Here is a 19,170-nt window from a genome sequence, read left to right on the forward strand (position 1 = left end):
AAATAATATTAGTATATTTTAACATTAATAGTAATAATTTCATTATAGATTAATTCCAATTTTTGTTCAATATTAATTTTATACTAATAACCTTAATGATGAAAACAAGTTACATAGATAAAGTGAAACTTCCATGAGTGGGGGTTTTCTCTCATCCCCCACTCATAAGAAGTAGAACAAAGGCTAAGGTCGCAACGTCCTCGAAAAGGAAACCGCTTTTCTTCGTGCGATGTATCGCTGCCGAAGCTTTCCTTGTCCTGTTGCAACGCCTTTGTGACCTACATCCTCGAAAAAGAAGAGCACTTTTTCTTCGTGCGATGCTGATTCAAGGAGCTTTCCTTATCCTGTCGGCCCGAACCAATTGGACATTTGACTTTCAGTTATCCTCCACCTAGCGCTTCTGATTCCTCTTACTCTTGAGGTGGAGGTCTTACTGCCAGTTAGATGTTGGATAAAAATACTGAAAACGAAATCACAATATATCCGCGACAATGTCGTTGCATCTGTGGTAGAAAAGCGTTTAAAGGACGGGCTGTCCCAATAAGCAAGTCCCTTAAACGCTCAGATTATTTTCAAATACTTCTTTTTTTATAAGTGTTCACAAAAATAATCGCACCGATCAGCAAAGTAAGCATGATGCCCGTGATGACCGCTTCTTTTGCACTATTTTCAACTGCCTGGGCATCCATCTCATTTCTGTTTCCAGGCCCTTTCCCATTGAAGTCTGGCCTCCCTCCTTCTCCAGGATTCGGCAGCTCCCCATCTTCAAAGTTTGGTCGCTCTTTACTTTCGAAGTTTGACTGCTCTTCGTCTCCGAAGTCTGGCCTCTCTTTATTTTCGAAGTTCGACTGCTCCCCGTCTTCGAAGTCTGGTCTCTCTCTATTTTCGAAACTTGGCTGTTCTCCGTCTCCAAAGTCTGGTTTTTCTCCGTTTTCGAGGTTCGGCTGTTCTTCTTTCCTGACGTTTTGCATGCCAGCAGGTCCCCCAAAGGAACCTTTTACTCCTTCGCCGTTTGCATAAGAAGGCAATGTTCCATCTAATTGTTGTTGCAGATTTTCCACCCGATCCCGAACAAATGAAACAAGGCCGGGTATCCTTTGAACATCATCAGATAAAGATTGTTTAAATTCCTCATAAGTGTAAAATTTGGTCGGGTCCTGTTCGACCGAAGTGTCTATCATTGCAGCAATCTCATCAACCCTTGACTCAAACCGCTCAGGGGAAAGATAGCCTTCGACAATCTGTTTGATGTAATCATGGTACTTTTCCTTATATGTTTCATTTTCGAGCAACTTTTTAACTAAAGGATAGTTAGAAACGGAGCCTATTGTCGGTTCGTCTATTAACATAGCGATAAGATCCTCCTTGCTGCCCCCGAATCCCCCGAAGGACATGTTTAAGTCCCATGGTATCATAGAGAAAACTCCATCCTCTTCATAAAGATAATAATTGTGATGAAAGTTTCCTTGATAGCTATCCAGGTTGGCTGTTGCTGTATTAACGGCAAGATAGCGCAGCACACTGTCTACATTTAAATATTTTTCGTAGTCTGATCCATTATTGAGTTCATTTATCATCTCCAGAATATTATCATTGCTGGAAGATTTTGATTTTTGATTAAGGCCGGTATATTCATTGATATCGTCTCCTTGCCACAGAAGATCACTACCCTCTCCATCCGGCTTGTAAAGAGCGCCATACGAGGTCTCGAAATTTCTGTTAAGAAAGGATTCGTTAATTTGTTCTACAGCTAGATAAAGCCCAGCCAAATTGTCATTAATATACACGTTGACAAAAGAATATTCCGGAGTAGGAAGCCCCATTTCCTCCATTAACTCGTAGGTTAAATACTCTCTCATGAATGATGGATCGCTGAAATTGTTATTCAGATTAATGGTGGTAAGACCAAAAAGATTTTGGCTGGAAATATACTCGTCAAAAGATATTTTCAAACTATATCTGTCCGATTCCGAATTAGCAACACTCGTCAAACTAGAATTTCCCTTCGTTCGAATGCCGACATTCGTTAATTCTTCGTTATTGTAGCGAACAGAAGCTGCTTTATATTCTTCTTCTAAAGGATTATCTAGCATGTCCTGATAGTCCTTCTCGTCTATCGTTATGCTTACATCGATTACTTTATCCTTTGGAAAAATGGTCTCTGTAATAGTTGTGACGTTCATTTCGGAGTCTTTACTGCATCCCACTAAGAGAATCGTCCAAATAAAAATGAGAACCCCAATCTGAACGATTGATTTACCCTTCATCATTTTTTATACCTCCAGTTTAGGATACATAATCACCATTGTAGCTGATTAATACCGCATTTTTCACTCCGGCTATTTCTGAAATATGATTTACAAAACGCGGTTCATTATTTGTTAGTCGGAGTTCTAACGTAATTTCGATATCGTCATGAGTCACTGTTTTCTGTTTCACACTGTGTCTCTTCACCATATTATTTATATTTTCATACAGTTCTTTTTCTGCTTGATCGCCTTCACAATGGACAACGAGCAAATAAGGTGTTTCAAAAGATGCTTTTTTCATAAAAATAAATAACACTAAACCGATGACGATTGAACTAAGAATGGCTAACGTATAAAATCCTGCTCCGGTCACAATTCCTACAGCAACCGACCAGAATAAAAATATCAAATCAGTCGGGTCTTTGATCGGCGTTCTGAAACGTACAATACTTAAAGCGCCAACCATCCCCAAAGATAAAATCAGATTCGAGTTGATCGCCATAATCATGAGCGACGTAATTAACGAAAGGCCAACCAGTGAAATATTAAAGCTTTTTGAATACAGAACCCCGCTGAAAATACGTTTGTAAAGCACGTATATAAAAACGCCGATGGCAAAAGCTAATGCTAATGTAATAACCATTTGCAACAAACTGATATCTGATTGAAAATTTTCTAGAAAACTGTTTTTTATCATATCTGAAAAGCTTATTTTCGTATTGCTATCCATTATTGATCCTCCCATATATTTGATTTCGTAAACTTTCTGCAAATAACATATTTTGATGCAGATTGCCTTTTCAAACCTTCAAGCTGTAAGGCCGCTCTAATGTATTCAGGAATATATTCATCATACTTTACTTCCATAATAATAAAATTTTCATCAAGCGCTTGGATGACCACGAAATCATGATGCAACATATCTGTTGCATTTAACCCTGTTTGTAAATTCTTATCAAACGTAATTCTCACATTCCCGGTCCAGGCTACATAGGCTTCTCTTTCATAATCAACAATTACTTTCGGTCGTAAAAGACGGTGCTTCATTTCAAGATACATCTCAAATAACAATGGTTTTTCTGGAATATTGAACACCTCGATATCGCCATTCAATAAAGAATAGAGCATGTCTTTAGAAATCTCTTCTTTCACTTTAGCGATACAATTGTCTTTTTTGATTTTTTTTTCTAATTGAATGAAATGATCCTGCAAATTATATATTCGTATTCGCCACTTCACCCTGTTTCTTACACCTCCCAACTTGTCATGAAGCGCTTTGTTGTTGATATCGTCAAAGTATAAACTACGTATATGGTATTGACCTGATAAGCCAGCGTGCTTATCATGCTGCATTAAGCGTCTCAGACGTTGACGAATAATGAAATATTGGTGGGTGTTCATATAAAATTTCAATTCTTGACGGTATTGAAGCTTTTTTTGCAATTTCTTCACCTTCCTTTTGTCTTTCTAAGGACAGTATAGAAAGACGAGATGAATTTACAGTGAAGGCAGAGTGAATTTTAAGAGAAAGATAGTGTAGGGGATCTCTTACCCGTAATAGAGGGGATTTCAAGCATAGGGCGCAACGTCCTTGAAAAATGTATTGTCGGTCGTCCCGATTCAATCGGACGCTTCTTTATTGAAAAGATGCATGAACTCGAAAGCATATTAAAAAAAGACCTGGTTATCAGGTCTTTACGTAAAGTAAATTTCAAACAGCACACCTTCCGGCACATTTCGAATCGCGTATTGCAGTTTGTGCATATCGAGAATTTTTTTGACAATATACAAGCCGAGCCCACTGCCTCCCGTTTTTCGATTTCTTGATTTTTCGACTCGATAAAAGGGCTGGAAAATCTGCTCAAGCTGGGAAGGATCGATGTGCGCCCCGGTGTTCAAAATTTGAAGTAGTTTTACTCGATTAATTTGCTGCAAAGATATGCTGACCGTTTCCCGTTCTCCTGAGTACTTGACTGCATTGCTTAATATGTTTGCTATTGCACGGGAGATTAACTTTTCATCCGCTTGAACATAAAGATTCGGCTCGACGTCTATGATAAACTCCAGGTTCTTAATATCACGGAAATATAGAAAAGTCTCTAAATGATGATGAATCACCGAAGATAAATTTACGTTCTGTATCTGCGGCTTAAAATCAAAGCTTTCTAGCTGAGAGATGTTCAGTATTTCGTGAACCAACTTTTCCATCTCCCTCATAATTTCATAAGATTGCTGCAAATATTTATCCCGATCCTTATAAGTCCCGACTTCGTATATCATCCCCTCAAGCTGTCCGGATACAGCGGTTATTGGTGTTTTTAATTCATGAGAAATGGTCGCAATAAACTCACGCCGCTTTGCCTCTTGCTCCCGCTCTTTCTGGATGTCATCCTTTAGCTGCTTGTTTGCTTGCTTTAGTTCACTCATACTTTTTTGCAAGTTGCCCGCTAGTATGTTCAAATTGTCGGATAGCTCCCCTAATTCATCTTTTGAACGAATGTTCGATTGTATGGAGAAATTAAGCTTCGCCATTTTTCTAGCGATTTGGTTCAGATGTATGAGTGGTTTTGAGAGCAATTTAGAATAAATCCAAGCTCCGATCATGGCAATAACGATGATAACAATCGACATATACGGCAAAAACATCAGGATTACCTTGGAAGCTTCATCAATAGGCTGTACAGGTGAATATACAAAAAGCATGTATTCCGATGATTGATCAGCAAATTGAATCGTTTCTGTAATTGAAATAAAATCCAGTCTGTTCGATTCATTATTAGCAGGTTCCTCTTGTCTTTCCGGGCCGTCCGGTTGGAAAGGAGCACCTCCAGGAGGTTTGGGAACGGGCATCATTTCGTCGATAAACGCTCGATCCATAGGCGTTGAATGAGAAGGATAAATCATTTCTCCTTCATGATTACGCATGACGACACGCACGTTATTTGTAAATTCAAACTCCGTTAAAAACGTTGCCGCGTTTTCCAGATCCTCATCTGCTCCGTCTTTAATCAGCGTCTGAACCTTGTCATGCAAATTCGCTTCCTTGTATTTATAGTAATAATGAGGCAGAAGAAAATATAGGGTAAGGTAAAGGATAAGTGCGGATACAATAAGCAATGCTGACGTAATGCAAAATATTTTAAAGGCAATTCCTTTTTTAATCATCCGTTCTCCCTTTCTATCATATACCCTAATCCTTTCACCGTTTTAATATAAGGAAGACTAAGTTTTTTACGTATATTTTTGATATGAGCATCGACAATCCTGCTATCCCCGTAATAGTCATACCCCCATATTCTTTCCAACAGCATTTCTCTCGTCATCACTCTGCCTATGTTTTCCAGCAACGCCTGCAAAATTTCAAACTCTTTCACAGTCACATCGATTAATTCATCTTTAACATAAGCTTTATAGCTATCCAGTTCGAGTCTGAGCTTTTCAAAAACGATTTCATTCAGCGGATTGACAATGTTTCCGCTCTTGGTTCTCCTCAGCACCGCCTCAACACGCTTTACCAAGACATTGAATGAGAACGGCTTGGAAATAAAATCATCAGCCTCCAGCTCAAACGCTTTTAATTGATCCTTCTCCTCGCTTAAAGCAGTCAATATAATGACCGGAACGGATGATTTTTTGCGAATCATGTGACATAACGAAAAACCGTCAATATTAGGAATCATGATGTCTAGAATGACTAAATCATAATCAGTTTGCTCAAGCATTTGCCATGCTTGCAAGCCTTGATCCGCCACATCCACCTGATAAGAATGGGAGGCAAGAAATTCTTTAATCAGTTCCTGAATATACACGTCATCCTCTACAACAAGAATACGGTATGACATGGTTTGGACCCTTCCTTCTGCTTTTATCATCTTTGTTGGTGCAAACATATTCCTTTTTATGATGGTTGCCTGCCGTCTGAACAATTATACAAAAGCAATATGAAGTATATATGAATTGAGGGAAAATCTTTTTTATTTAATAGAGGATTTGCTAATGATCTTATAGAAATAGTCATAGGTGATTTTATTTTTGGGAGTTGTTATTGATGATTTGTGAGTTGAGAAAGAATGAATTTTGTAAATGCAAACCACTTGTCAATGAATATGGTCATTTAGAAGTGAAAGCGATTGTAGAAGGAAACAATCCAGGTAGAATATTCGTTGATAACGAAGCCGCTCCAAAAACAGGGCTTATATGGTTTGGAAATTTAGATGGATTTGTTTTTATCGGGGATCCAAACAACGAATCCTTTCATCAATATATCAATCGTTATATTGACGATGTCATTGCACCTGATGCAAAAAAACTAGGGTTAGAGTGGTTTGAAGGGTTTGGGAATGATCAATCTTGGAATAAGACCATTGAAAAATTATTTAAACATCGTCAATTTGACGTCTCTAATCAGAATGTTTATACACTTCAAAAAGAAAAATATCGATTTGAAAATGAGCCGTTTATCAGCGATAAATACGAAATTAAAAAAATAACAAAAGAAATGATTGCATCTCCATACATCCATAACCTAGATTTTCTAGACAGGAAATTAGTAGCATTTTGGGCTTCTCCTCAAGCCTTTTTCGAAAAAGGAATTGGCTATTGCATTATGTATCAGAATGAAATTGTCAGCAGTTGTTTCTCGGGATTTACTGCAGATAATGTTCACGGGATTGACATCGAGACTGTAAAAGAGCATCGGGGTAAAAAGCTCGCTCAAAAGCTCGCTCATGTATTTGTAAAGGATTGTATTCAACATTCTTTCGTTCCATATTGGGACTGCATGGAAGTAAATATACCATCTAATACCGTTGCAGAAAAGATAGGCTTTTCGAATTTATTTCATTATAAAGTATATGAATTCCCTTTTAAATAGATTTGTTTCTTAATTTGTATGAAGTCGCTTTTTTGCGACTTTTTTCTTTTCTATTATCACTCCGATAGAACGCTCTAAGAATGACCAATTATATAAGGTTTTCTTCACGTATCGCTTTTATAAAACTCTTCAGGAGGCCATGATAGGGCTTTACTTCTCTTCTTAATGTTTGTATAATTCGGGTCGATGCAAAGTTTACTACTTAGAGACGGTTTAAAGGAGGCTATTCGCTTCAATGATTCATTCTCCATACGAACTCATTCTATTTTCTTGCAAGGATCACATTTCGTTCCTCACAAACAAAGTAGATACAGGATATCATAACCATCATTATATTCAAATAACGATAGGGCTTGAAAAAAATTTTGACATTACAATTGAGGAAGTATCCTTTATGGTAGACGGTATCATTCTTGACTCCAACAAAAGTCATAAATTACACGGTCAAAAGGAGTGGCAATTGTATCTTTTAGTCAATCCGGAATCTATCTTTGGTGAATTATTAAAGCGGACGTTCTTGCAAGAAAATCATTATTATATATTAGAAAAAAAACAAGCAAATCAAGTACAGCAACTAGCAGCTCAAATGCTGTTCTCGATAACAAGTCCTATTGAATACTACAAATTTATAACAAAATGTAAACAAATATTAGGCCTTACCGATTTTGGAATCGAACATATGCTAGATGACCGTATTCAAGACGTGCTTACTTACATCGAAAAGCATCCATTACATAGATTGTCTGTTAAAGACCTCAGCAAGATGATTTATTTATCAGAAAGCAGGTTGTCTCACCTGTTTAAAGAAGAAATGGGGATTGCCTTATCAAGCTATATTCTCCATCATAAATTAGAAATGGCTTTTCACTTTATTTTTAGCGGCTTCTCCATTACTGCGGCAGCGCTCGAGGCTGGCTTTAACAGTTCCTCACATTTTACGCGCAGTGTGCGAGACAAGTTAGGGATGCCGCCGCGTATCATTACACAGAATAGCAGATATTTGCAAGTAAAATAACGCTGTTGCCCTTATATTTAATTTAAAAAGGGTGATTGGAATGAAACGATATTTGCAAGCGACGAAATTGGTAGATTTTAATCATCAATCTATTCAGTATTTGATTGCAGAGAAACAATGGAAACAAATCAAGGACGATGAAAAAATCAGACAAATATATGATTATGTACGTAATGAAATTAAGTTTGGCTATAATAGACGTGATGATATTTCTGCTTCAGAGGTTTTAAAAGACGGATATGGACAGTGCAACACAAAAAGCATTCTTTTGATGGCTCTATTACGGGGAGCAGGCATTCCTTGCAGAATTCATGGGTTTTATATTGACAAGAGAATGCAAAAAGGAGCGCTTACTGGAATCACTTATTTATTTGCTCCAAAGAAAATTGTCCATGCATGGACAGAGGTTTATTTCAACCATGAATGGCAGGCACTAGAAGGTGTAATCATTGACGATTCCTTTCTCGATCAAGTAAAAGACAAGCTCTGCAGTTTTAACGATGGACACATTGGCTACGGTATTTCGATAAAAAACAAAGAACAGATCAATCTTTGCTGGCAAGGTGAAAGTACGTATATTCAAAGCTTTTCGATTACAGATGATCTCGGTTATTATGATAATCCAGATGATTTTTTTGCAAACTATCACAATACGAATGGGTTTATCAAACAGTATCTTTTTAATTTTATGCGCAAAAGAATCAATAAGAGACTCGATTTGATTCGAGACGGTAAATGGTAAAAGAAATGCGACGTAATGAATGACATCCTTTAAAATAAAAGGGAGGAAACAGGAAATAATGTATGAAGAGCTGTTGAGGAATTCACGAGATTATAGTCTCATCTTTTTCGTTTGTAAAATGAACTCCCGAAGCTTCTCTCTACTTGCCGATAAGTGGGGACTCTCATCCCCCACTTATGTTTGCTGAACCAATCAGATCTTCCGCTTGCGATTCTAACTCTTTAAATTAGGAGCATATTGCTAGTTAGATTGGGATAAAAGCAGAGCGGAATGTATTGTAAAGTTCATTGTTTTCACCATCGATTTCAATATCCATTTCTTGTTTTTATCAGAGCGATTTCTGATTCTTTAATCTCTCCATCCTTTTCTTTTTTCGGAATTTTAAAAGAAACTTCATCAATATTACCGTTTGATCAATCTCTCTTCCCTCTTTGTTTTAAATGCTGAATAGAAACAGTAACTTCACCGTTCTTTTATAAAATCTGTTACAACCTCCCTATATCGGTCTGGCTCCTCGCTATGAAGCATATGGCCGCATCCTTTAAATTCTACTATTTTTCCTTTTTTAACCTGATTATATTCGTTTATGTGCTTATCACATGTAACAGGATCGTATTCTCCAACGAGCAGCAATGAGGGCACATGTAGCTCGGATAAATATGGAATAATAGATTCGAACATTCGACCTTCCTCTCGTAATTTTCTTAGGTGTACATCTGTCCTTTCAGAGAACGCTTCCCATTCTTCATCTGTATAAACAGAATCGTCTGTCGCTACTTGATTAGGTGAATATATTTTTTCTTTTTCATCTCCCAATATTTCTCCTAATCGCAAGTAATGATCAAAAAGTTCTTCTGTACGATAGAAGCCATTTGCATATTCTTCGCATTCATGGAAATGTTTCTTATCACCCTTAGAGAGAAACAACTTCCCTGCACATTTCAATAGATTTCGAGCAGTCCATTCAAAATCAAATGTAGGATTCTCAAAGACTACTTTTGAAACAGACTGAGGATAATATTTCGTGTAGACTAAAGCCAAATAACCACCAAAAGAATGGCCAATAATCGCCCACTCTTTTATTCCAAGTTGAAGCCTAATATCTTCACAGTCTTCGATAATATCCATCATTCCGAATGATTCATCATCACCTATTCTTTCAGAGCGCAAAACCCCTCGCTGATCAATTGCGATCACTTTTAATTCTTTTGAAAGCCTGCGTGCTTGATAGTAAACAAACTCATAGCAGCTTTCTCCAGGACCTCCATGCAAGAACAATACCGCTGGCAAATGATTTTGGCCAAATATCTCTACATGTATTTTCTTTCCTCGAACAATAAGATGACTAGTCATGTACTCTACCTCTTTTAAAAATTTTATTTCCTTCAACAATATTAAGTATAACCGATCAGTAAGAAATTTCGCTGCTTTTCATTATTAATAAAATAGAGGACTTCCAACATACAAAACAGGATGCCAATAAACAAATAAAAGTAGATAATAACCCTCAAAATTACCAATATGCAAGTCCCTCTATAGCAATTTCACATAAGCAAAGAACGATAAAACAGATGTATCCATTCTTATTAAGTTTCTGTCATGATACCGCCATTCACATGCAGTACTTGACCAGTCACATATGACGAATCATCAGATGCCAAGTAAATATAAGTAGGAGCAAGCTCAAACGGCTGGCCGGCTCTTTTCATCGGAGTGTCCCATCCAAATGTTTTTACATACTCAGCGGAATAGCTCGATACAATTAACGGCGTCCAGATTGGTCCAGGCGCTACTGCATTCACCCGTATTCCTTGTTCCACTAATTGAAGAGACAACGAACGGGTAAAGGACACGACAGCACCCTTGGTTGAGGAATAATCTACTAACAAAGGTGCGCCGGCATATGCTGTAACGGAAGCAGTGCTAATAATGGAGCTTCCCGGCTTCAAATATGGAAGCGCAGCTTTCGTCATAAAGAAAAGCGGGTAAATATTGGTGCGGTACGTGTTTTCCAATTGTTCGGTCGTGATATCCAAGATGCTCTCTTGGGGAAATTGTACGCCCTGATTTAAGACGAGAATGTCAATTTTTCCGAAACATTGCAGCGTCTTCTCCACTACTTCATATGAAAATTGCTCATTTCTAAGGTCACCCGCTATTAACAAACAGCGCCGGCCATAGCTTGAAACCATTTGCCTTGTCGTTTCAGCATCTTGATGCTCATATAAATAGGCGATCACTACATCTGCACCCTCTTTTGCAAAACCAATTGCCACCGCCCGGCCAATACCACTATCCCCACCTGTAATAATCGCAACCTTGCCATCCAATTTTCCGCTGCCTTTATATAGCGGATTATCAGAGATCGGCTTCGGCACCATCAAGTACTCGAGACCAGGCTGTCTTTCTTGATGCTGCGGCGGGAAGGTAACAGGTATGTTCTTACACTTTTTCTCATAACCATAATAAGGATACAATGGGATCATCATCAACATTCCTTTTTTAATACCAAAGATATGCACCCAGAAATGAAAGGTTCTTGGAGACGTCTGTAAGAAACGATGAGACGTTTAGGGCAGCCTCGTTTTAAAACGAAAGGAGGTTTTATTGCTGCGGACAAAAAGTATAATTGAAAGAAGTTATCTGCCATCTCGTTCTTTGATTACCCATCACTTTTAGGTAATGGGTAACTGACTGGATGTCAGTTTCTTCTTTTTAAAGCAATAAAAAAGGATCATTCAACCTTTACCGCTCAAAATATGAATAATAATTGCATTTGAAGAAAAGTTGAAGATTAAACATATTATACTATCTTTTTTCGGAATGATTGTCATAATAGACTTTCCAACACTCAGTAAGTGGGGTCTTACTGCCAGTTAATAGGAGAAATAATCCTATTTTAAATGATACATCTAATGATTTCATACATAAATGAAAAATAGCTTAGAATAGGAACTTTTTGAAAGGATGTTTTTTAATGAAAAAAGACTGCAATATTCCAAAGCCAAAAACGTTTGGTCCACTTGGCCATTTGCCTTTAATAGACAAGGATAGGCCAAGTCTTTCACTTTGTAGACTTGCAAATGAGTACGGTCCGATTTTTCGTTTTGAAACTCCTGTTGGTGATAGTGTGATTATTTCTGGTCATGAATTAGTTGCTGAAGTTTGTGATGAATCTCGTTTTGCCAAAAGTATTAAAGGTCCTCTAGAAAGAGTTCGCGCCTTTGCAGGCGACGGATTATTCACAAGTTGGACGCACGAGTTCAACTGGCAAAAAGCCCATCATATCCTTCTTCCAACATTTAGCCAACAGGCCATGAAAGGATACCATTCTATGATGGTTGATATTGCCTCGCAACTCATTCAGAAGTGGGCGCGGCTTAATCCTAATGAGAGTATTGATGTACCAGAGGATATGACTCGACTTACACTTGACACGATTGGTTTATGTGGGTTTAATTATCGTTTTAACAGTTATTACAGAGAGACCCCTCACCCTTTTATTACCAGCATGGGACGGACACTCGATGAAGCGATGCGTCAAGGCCAACGTTTAGATTTCCAAGACAAACTAATGGTGAGAACAAAACGACAATTTAAGCACGACATTCAATCGATGTTTTCATTAGTGGATAATATTATTGCAGAACGAAAGCTACATGAAAATCAAGGTGAACATGATCTCCTTTCACTTATGTTAACTGGAGAAGATCCAGAAACAGGCGAAAAACTAGACGATGAAAATATTCGTTATCAAATTATCACTTTTTTAATAGCTGGACACGAAACGACAAGTGGTTTACTATCGTTCGCTATCTATTTTTTATTAAAAAACCGTGATAAGCTGGAAAAAGCTTATCAAGAAGTCGATCAAGTTTTAACAGATTCCATCCCTACTTATAAACAAGTGCTTAAACTTAAATATATACGTATGATTTTAAATGAATCTTTGCGCTTATGGCCAACAGCTCCAGGTTTTGCTCTTTATGCGAAAGAAGATACGTTGATTGGTGGCAAGTTTGCGATAAATAAAGAGGAACGCATTGGAATCCTTATACCGCAGCTTCATCGAGATAAAGATGCATGGGGAGATGATGCAGAAGATTTCCGTCCTGAGCGGTTTGAAGATCCTAGTAAAATTCCTCATCATGCTTACAAACCATTTGGAAATGGTGTTAGAGCTTGTATTGGTATGCAGTTTGCTCTTCATGAAGCAACTTTAGTAATTGGAATGATACTCCAACATTTCGAACTAATTGATTATACAAACTATCAGTTAGATATAAAACAAACGTTAACGTTAAAACCAAATGAATTTAAGATACGCGTTCAACCACGAAATAGACCAATCACCCATACACTTCATCCAGAAACAGAAAAAGAGGAGAACTTAAAACAAGATGCTAAACCAATGGTTGATTCTCATCAAACGCCATTGCTTGTACTTTATGGATCGAATCTCGGTACCGCTGAAGGGATTGCGAGAGATCTTGCAGAACGCGCTAGATATTTAGGATTTCAAAGTAAAGTGGCGGCACTCGATCAATATGTCGGAAAGCTTCCTAATACTGGAGCTGTACTAGTGGTTGCCCCCTCTTACAACGGATACCCACCTGACAATGCTGTAGAATTCGTTCAATGGCTTGAAAATATAGAAGGTGGAGAATTGAATGGTGTGATGTTTTCTGTATTTGGATGCGGGAATCGCAACTGGGCGAGCACATATCAACGTATTCCTCGATTGATCGATGAACAATTGGCTGCAAAAGGAGCAACACGTATTTCCCCAATTGGTGAGGGTGATGCCAACGATGATTTTGAAGAGCACCTTGATGAATGGAAAAATCGTCTATGGAAAGAGGCTATAAACATTTTTCATTTAAAAGTCAATGAAGACAAAGAGCAAAAAGTAAGTACTCTTACCGTTCAATATGTAAGCGGACCAGTTGGCACCCCTATTGTCCAAACATATGATGCTTTTTTAGCACGAGTTGTTGAAAATAAAGAACTTCAGACAGAAAAAAGCAATCGCAGCACCCGTCATATTGAGATTGCTCTGCCAGAAACCATTGAATACCATGAAGGTGATCATTTAGGTGTTATTCCGCGGAATCGAGAAGAATTAGTCAATCGTATTTTATCTCGATTTAAATTAAATAAGAACGATCATTTAATTCTTAATGGCGGTGGCCGTAATGTCGCCCATCTTCCAATAGGATATCCGGTCAGTGTTTATGATCTACTTGCCAACCATGTTGAATTACAAGAAGCCGTAACTCGTGCGCAACTTCGTGAACTAGCATCATTTACAGTTTGTCCGCCTCATAAGAAAGAATTGGAAGCTTTATTAGAAGATAAGACGTACAAGGATGATGTTTTGCGAAAACGTGTTACAATGATTGATTTACTTGAACAATACCCAGCCTGTGAATTGCCTTTTGAACGTTTTTTAGAGCTCCTTCCGTCTTTAAAACCACGCTATTATTCTATTTCCAGTTCACCGCATGCTGCAGCAGATCGTCTTAGCATTACAGTTGCGATTGTACATGCGCCTGCTTGGAGTGGGCATGGTGAATACGAAGGGGTTGCTTCAAATTATTTAGCTCAATGTCAAGAAGGAGATGATATTGCTTGTTTTGTTCGTCATCCACAATCTGGATTTCAGTTGCCGGACAATCCTGAAACACCGATGATTATGATAGGACCAGGAACAGGAATTGCACCATTTCGAGGCTTTTTGCAAGCTAGACATTTTCAGAAAAAACAAGGAATGAAACTAGGAGAAGCTCACCTTTATTTTGGATGCCGCCACCCGAAACAAGATTATCTCTACCAAGCAGAACTAGATCAGGCAGAAAAAGAAGGAATTGTAACAGTTCATACAGCGTTTTCTCGTTTAGAAGAACACCCTAAGACATATGTTCAAGATTTAATGAAAAAAGATGGCAGTCATTTGATTCATTTACTGGACGAAGGGGCTCGGCTCTATATATGTGGCGATGGAAGCCGGATGGCTCCAGATGTGGAGGAAGCATTGTGCAGCGCTTATCAAGAAGTCCATACAGCTAGTGATCATGAAGCAAGAAATTGGCTAGCTGATCTACAGCATAAAGGACAATATACAAAGGATGTTTGGGCTGGGATATAACGCTTCGATACAGTGAAACTTCCATGAGTGGGGATTTTCTTTCATCCCCACTCATAAGAAATAGAACAAAGACTAAGGTCAAAAGCGTTCTCGAAAAAGGAAACCGCTTTTTCTTCGTTTGATGCTGATTCAAGAAGCTTTCCTTATTCTATCGTACCCGAACAATTGGGCATTTGCATTTCAGTTATCCCCCGCCTAGCGTTTCTAATTCCTCTGATTCTTTAGATAGAGATCTCGGGATAAACATACTATATGTTTTAAATTAAAAAAGAGTAGAATGCGATATAGACATTCTACTCTTACAATTTGCTTACTGATGTTTCTCCAAGAATTCTAACATTTGTTGATATACTTTGATTTCATTCTCTTTTTTCGAGAAGCCATGGCCTTCATCTTCCAACACTAAGTATGATACATCTCTGCCTTTTTCACGTAAAGCTGCGACAATTTGATCTGACTCCTCCTTTACGACCCGTGGGTCGTTTGCACCTTGTATAACGAACATTGGTTTCACCATTTGATCTAAATAGGTGATTGGAGAGTCTTTCGTTAACCTTTCTTTGTCGCGTTCAGGATGCCCAAGCCATTGTTCCATCATCGGCTTCCAATGGTCTGGCACCGATTCAATGAATGTAAACAAATTAGATGGGCCAAAGATATCGACACATGCTTTAAAGTATTCAGGATGACGGCCAGCCAGTAATAGTGTCATATAGCCTCCATAGCTGCCGCCGACTAAAAATAAGTGATCTCGGTCGGTAATTTTTTGCTCAAATAGCCACTCAATTCCAGCAACACAATCGAGACGCGGCCCTTCTCCCCAGTCTCTCTCTACTAGTTTCGTAAAGGCAGCTCCATACCCTGTACTTCCTCTAAAGTTTGGAGCAAAAATGGAGTAGCCTCTATTTAAGAAGCATTGAAACATCGAACGAAAGAACTTTCTTTCCCCGTATTGTGGACCTCCATGCGGCCAGAAAATCATATGGCCGTTGTCATAATCTGGCTTCGCCTTGAATAAAAGCGCTTCTATTTCCATTCCATCAAAAGAGGAATACGTAACAACTTCGGGTTCTACCATCTCATCTCGTGACACGCCAAGCACTTGATTATTCGTTAGCTGTTCCCAAGATTTACTATCTTGTGTACGGAAAATATTGACTGGAATCGTTGCACTTTTACCTAATATGTATACTGTACTTGAATCGGCCACTTGGATTTTATCAATAATATCAATTGGGCTGGATAGCTTCTCCAATTGTTTCGTTTTTACCTCATAGCGATATAGCTCGTCTTGTACACCGTTTTCCGTAACAAGATAGAAAATTTCCTTCTGTTTGTCCCACTCAATAGCCTTGATGCTTTGCTTATCAACGGAAACGACTCGGGAAATTGAACGTTTCTCAAGATCATATTTGGCAAGATAATCGAACTCTTCTTCATAGTTTGTAACGAAAAAAATCGTCGTTTCATCTACGAAGACAGGGTTAGAAACAACATGCACTTTTTCAGGGTCAGGAGTTAAAGACAGCCATTCTTCCCCGCTTTTTACATGAGCAGTCATATAAGTGTTTGCAAATATTTGCATAAAAACGTGATGATTTCCTTCATCAGATACAGCTAGTAAATAAGTAGTCCTTTTTTCTCCTTCATGAAGAAGTATATCTTCGCCTGTCTCTAAATCTCTCACTCTCGTATTTAAAAACGATGGATTATCTTTTGACGTCATGTAATAAAGTTTTTTTCCATCTTTCGTCAGCTTTGCAAAATAAAACTTATCTGTTTTATCTCCAGTGATTAGCGGCTGAGGAATTCCACCTTCTGGAGGAAGCGCGTATATTTGATAATTTTCGTCCCCATCATGATCAAAGCCCGCTAGAACGAAACGATTTTCAGGGTCCATTTTTATAAAGTTGCAGTTCTCTTCTTTATGAGAAAATTGATACGGGTAATTGTTTGGAAAATCAATTGCCCATAAGTTCATGCTGCCATTCAGGTTAGAACTAAATATCAGGCGTTTTTCATCCTTGCTAATGGTAAAATCACCAATATTATACGTTCTAAAATACTGCTCAACTGTTGGTTTTGGAAATTGCATCGTTTTTCCCCCTTCTCATTTTTATTAAATTCTGACAAACACATGAAAACAGGTCTGTTTTTTTTTACATACCAGTCGCATGATTTAAGTTAAAAGCTTTCCCATATATATGAACTAGCACGATGGATAATACTAGATTATACTAATTCATTTTTTATTTCTATTGAAAAGTGCGTTATACAAGGTCATCGCTTAATGCAAGAAACTGGTGAACATTAGCATATAAGCGCTCTAATGTCTGTTCCCAAAAGATAGGCTCTTGAAGATTAACAGCAAAGTATTTTTCCCCTAACGCTTCTATAGTTAGTTGTGATGCGTCTTTGAATATCGTTTTTAATTGTTCACTGCGATTATTTTTATTTTTTAAAAAATCATATATTCCTATGCTTAATAAATGAGCAACTGTATATGGATAGTGAACAAAAGGCATCCGTGTCATATAAAAATGACGAAGAGCAGCCCAAAATGCAGGTTCAAAATTGTCAAGAATGCCGCCATATGCTTCTTTTTGTGCTTGTACCATCAGCTCATTTAATTGTGCAACAGCAACAATCTTTTCTTGACGCTTTTGATAAAAGGAACGCTCAAATAAATAGCGGACATGTCCATTTAAAAGAATTCCAACATCCCGTATTAGCAGATTATTTAATATTTGTAATTTTTCTTCTACACTTTCAACTTTTTGCAGAGCAGCATCCATAACAATCGTTTCTGTTAGAGTAGAAGAAATTTCAGCTATCGTAGGCGGGATATTTTGCAAAAACATCGGCAATTCATATAAATGAAAGTAATGATAAGCATGGCCAAGCTCATGGGCAAGCACACCTGTACTTGCTAAGTCATGTTGAAAAGTCATCATGATTCGCGGCTCTTTCCACTTTGGAAAAGATGCACAGAAAGCGCCAATTGTTTTGTTTTCTTTACTTCCCGCATCAATCCAATTTGATTGATAGGTATGCTCAACAAAATCTGCCATCTCTGGAGAGAATGACTGAAGCTGCTGTTGTATAAATCCTATTGCTTCTTGGAAAGAAAGCTCTGTGTTATTTTTATTTGCGATTGGGAGAGGTGCGAATTGATCAGACCAACAAATAGAATCTGCGCGCAAAAGTTGTTTTTTTCTTCGCAAATAGGCTAAAAGTGGCTCTCTTTTAGCTGAAAATGTATCCCACATCACTTCAACCGTTTTTTCTTCAATTCGATTTTGTAGAAAGCTATCTTCCATTATAGCGGTTGAGTTTCTTGTGTTCTGTACTTGTAAACGGAAGCCAGCGATATGATTTAACGCTTTAGCACAAAGATCAGCTTGCTCCTCCCAGCCTTCCTTCCATTTCTGAAAATAAACAAGCCGTTCCTTGCGATCAGCACCGTAATAAACTGTTTTTACGCCTTTTGCAGCAGGAATTGTTTGTCCATCTACATGAAGGACTACTTTACTTGCAATCGCTGTATAAAGATCACCCCATGCATGTAATCCATCGCCTTCAACCATTTTAAAAGCATGCTCTGCTTCAAGATTGCCTTTTTTCGCTTGCTGCTGTAAACGCATTTGAATGATCGGTGCAACTGGAATCATCTCTTCATCTTGCAATACTTCCTCTACTAACTTACTAGAAAGTTGAACAAGAATATCTAAAGCAGTTTGACAATTTTGTTCCAATCCAGCTAATATGTTGATTTCTCCTAAAAGCTGACGAGCTTGTTCATCTGCAGTATCATACGATGTTAGACAAATAGCGACTTCATAAGCTTGGTACCATTCTTTTAATAGCGCTTGACTTTCTAAGATGAGTGTCTTTATTTCTTCGACTGTAACCGTTTCAAGTCTTTGCTTTGCTTCTTTCAAAGCTGCTTCCAGTTTCTTTGCTGACACGACTGCACGTTTCACATCATCATGTAGAGAATGGTATTGAACTTTTTCTTGTAAATCCCATTGATCCCCCATCTTCATGCTCCCTTCAATAAAGTTTGACTATCGAAACATCTTTTAGTCTGTTTATTCACATATAATGAGCTTAAATATGCAGTTTGAGAACAGATCATGTCTT

General features: G+C 38.0%; 13 protein-coding genes. 4 read left to right on the forward strand and 9 right to left on the reverse strand.

The window, feature by feature from the left end; all coding sequences use genetic code 11:
* Positions 1–572: 572 nt before the first annotated feature.
* The 5 genes from J2S08_RS06685 to J2S08_RS06705 form a co-directional block, all read right to left on the reverse strand.
* On the reverse strand, positions 573–2,270 hold the full coding sequence (locus J2S08_RS06685; protein ID WP_307227887.1) for a CotH kinase family protein: 1,698 nt from the start codon (positions 2,268–2,270) through the stop codon (positions 573–575).
* Between the two features lie 16 nt (positions 2,271–2,286).
* A complete protein-coding gene (locus J2S08_RS06690) occupies positions 2,287–2,979 on the reverse strand; it encodes a DUF4956 domain-containing protein (protein ID WP_307227888.1) in 693 nt (230 codons plus the stop codon).
* Entirely contained in the window at positions 2,979–3,692 is a 714-nt protein-coding gene (locus J2S08_RS06695) for a polyphosphate polymerase domain-containing protein (protein WP_307227890.1), read from the reverse strand. The genes J2S08_RS06690 and J2S08_RS06695 overlap by 1 nt, the downstream gene beginning before the upstream one ends.
* A 252-nt stretch (positions 3,693–3,944) precedes the next feature.
* The gene (locus J2S08_RS06700) at positions 3,945–5,414 is read right to left on the reverse strand and encodes a sensor histidine kinase (RefSeq protein WP_307227892.1); all 1,470 of its coding nucleotides are present in this window, start codon (positions 5,412–5,414) and stop codon (positions 3,945–3,947) included.
* Positions 5,411–6,091, reverse strand: a complete 681-nt coding sequence (locus J2S08_RS06705; RefSeq protein ID WP_307227894.1) for a response regulator transcription factor — start codon at positions 6,089–6,091, stop codon at positions 5,411–5,413. Before J2S08_RS06705 ends, J2S08_RS06700 begins: the two co-directional genes overlap by 4 nt.
* A gap of 206 nt (positions 6,092–6,297) precedes the next feature.
* Between J2S08_RS06705 and J2S08_RS06710 the strand changes: the two genes are divergently transcribed.
* From J2S08_RS06710 to J2S08_RS06720, 3 genes are all read left to right on the forward strand, one after another.
* Complete coding sequence (locus J2S08_RS06710) at positions 6,298–7,122, forward strand: GNAT family N-acetyltransferase (RefSeq protein ID WP_307227895.1); 825 nt, start codon at positions 6,298–6,300, stop codon at positions 7,120–7,122.
* A 235-nt stretch (positions 7,123–7,357) separates the two neighbouring features.
* Positions 7,358–8,137, forward strand: coding sequence for a helix-turn-helix domain-containing protein (locus tag J2S08_RS06715; RefSeq protein WP_307227897.1), 780 nt, complete (start codon positions 7,358–7,360; stop codon positions 8,135–8,137).
* A gap of 40 nt (positions 8,138–8,177) precedes the next feature.
* Positions 8,178–8,879 (forward strand): transglutaminase-like domain-containing protein, encoded by a 702-nt coding sequence (locus J2S08_RS06720; protein ID WP_307227898.1) that lies wholly within the window; start codon positions 8,178–8,180, stop codon positions 8,877–8,879.
* Positions 8,880–9,341: 462 nt separating this feature from the next.
* On the opposite strand, the gene J2S08_RS06725 is transcribed toward J2S08_RS06720, so the two are convergent.
* Together J2S08_RS06725 and J2S08_RS06730 are read right to left on the reverse strand one after the other, a co-directional pair.
* Positions 9,342–10,232, reverse strand: coding sequence for an alpha/beta fold hydrolase (locus J2S08_RS06725; RefSeq protein WP_307227900.1), 891 nt, complete (start codon positions 10,230–10,232; stop codon positions 9,342–9,344).
* A 233-nt stretch (positions 10,233–10,465) separates the two neighbouring features.
* A complete protein-coding gene (locus J2S08_RS06730; RefSeq protein ID WP_307227970.1) occupies positions 10,466–11,365 on the reverse strand; it encodes an SDR family oxidoreductase in 900 nt (299 codons plus the stop codon).
* Positions 11,366–11,856: 491 nt separating this feature from the next.
* On the opposite strand from J2S08_RS06730, the gene J2S08_RS06735 reads away from it, so the two are divergent.
* Complete coding sequence (locus J2S08_RS06735) at positions 11,857–15,027, forward strand: bifunctional cytochrome P450/NADPH--P450 reductase (protein WP_307227902.1); 3,171 nt, start codon at positions 11,857–11,859, stop codon at positions 15,025–15,027.
* Positions 15,028–15,337: 310 nt separating this feature from the next.
* On the opposite strand, the gene J2S08_RS06740 is transcribed toward J2S08_RS06735, so the two are convergent.
* A complete protein-coding gene (locus J2S08_RS06740) occupies positions 15,338–17,122 on the reverse strand; it encodes a S9 family peptidase (protein WP_307227904.1) in 1,785 nt (594 codons plus the stop codon).
* A 175-nt stretch (positions 17,123–17,297) separates the two neighbouring features.
* Positions 17,298–19,067, reverse strand: coding sequence for a M3 family metallopeptidase (locus J2S08_RS06745; protein WP_307227906.1), 1,770 nt, complete (start codon positions 19,065–19,067; stop codon positions 17,298–17,300).
* Positions 19,068–19,170: the final 103 nt, after the last annotated feature.

The sequence above is a fragment of the Bacillus chungangensis genome (assembly GCF_030812995.1).
Classification (GTDB): domain Bacteria; phylum Bacillota; class Bacilli; order Bacillales; family Bacillaceae_C; genus Bacillus_CF; species Bacillus_CF chungangensis.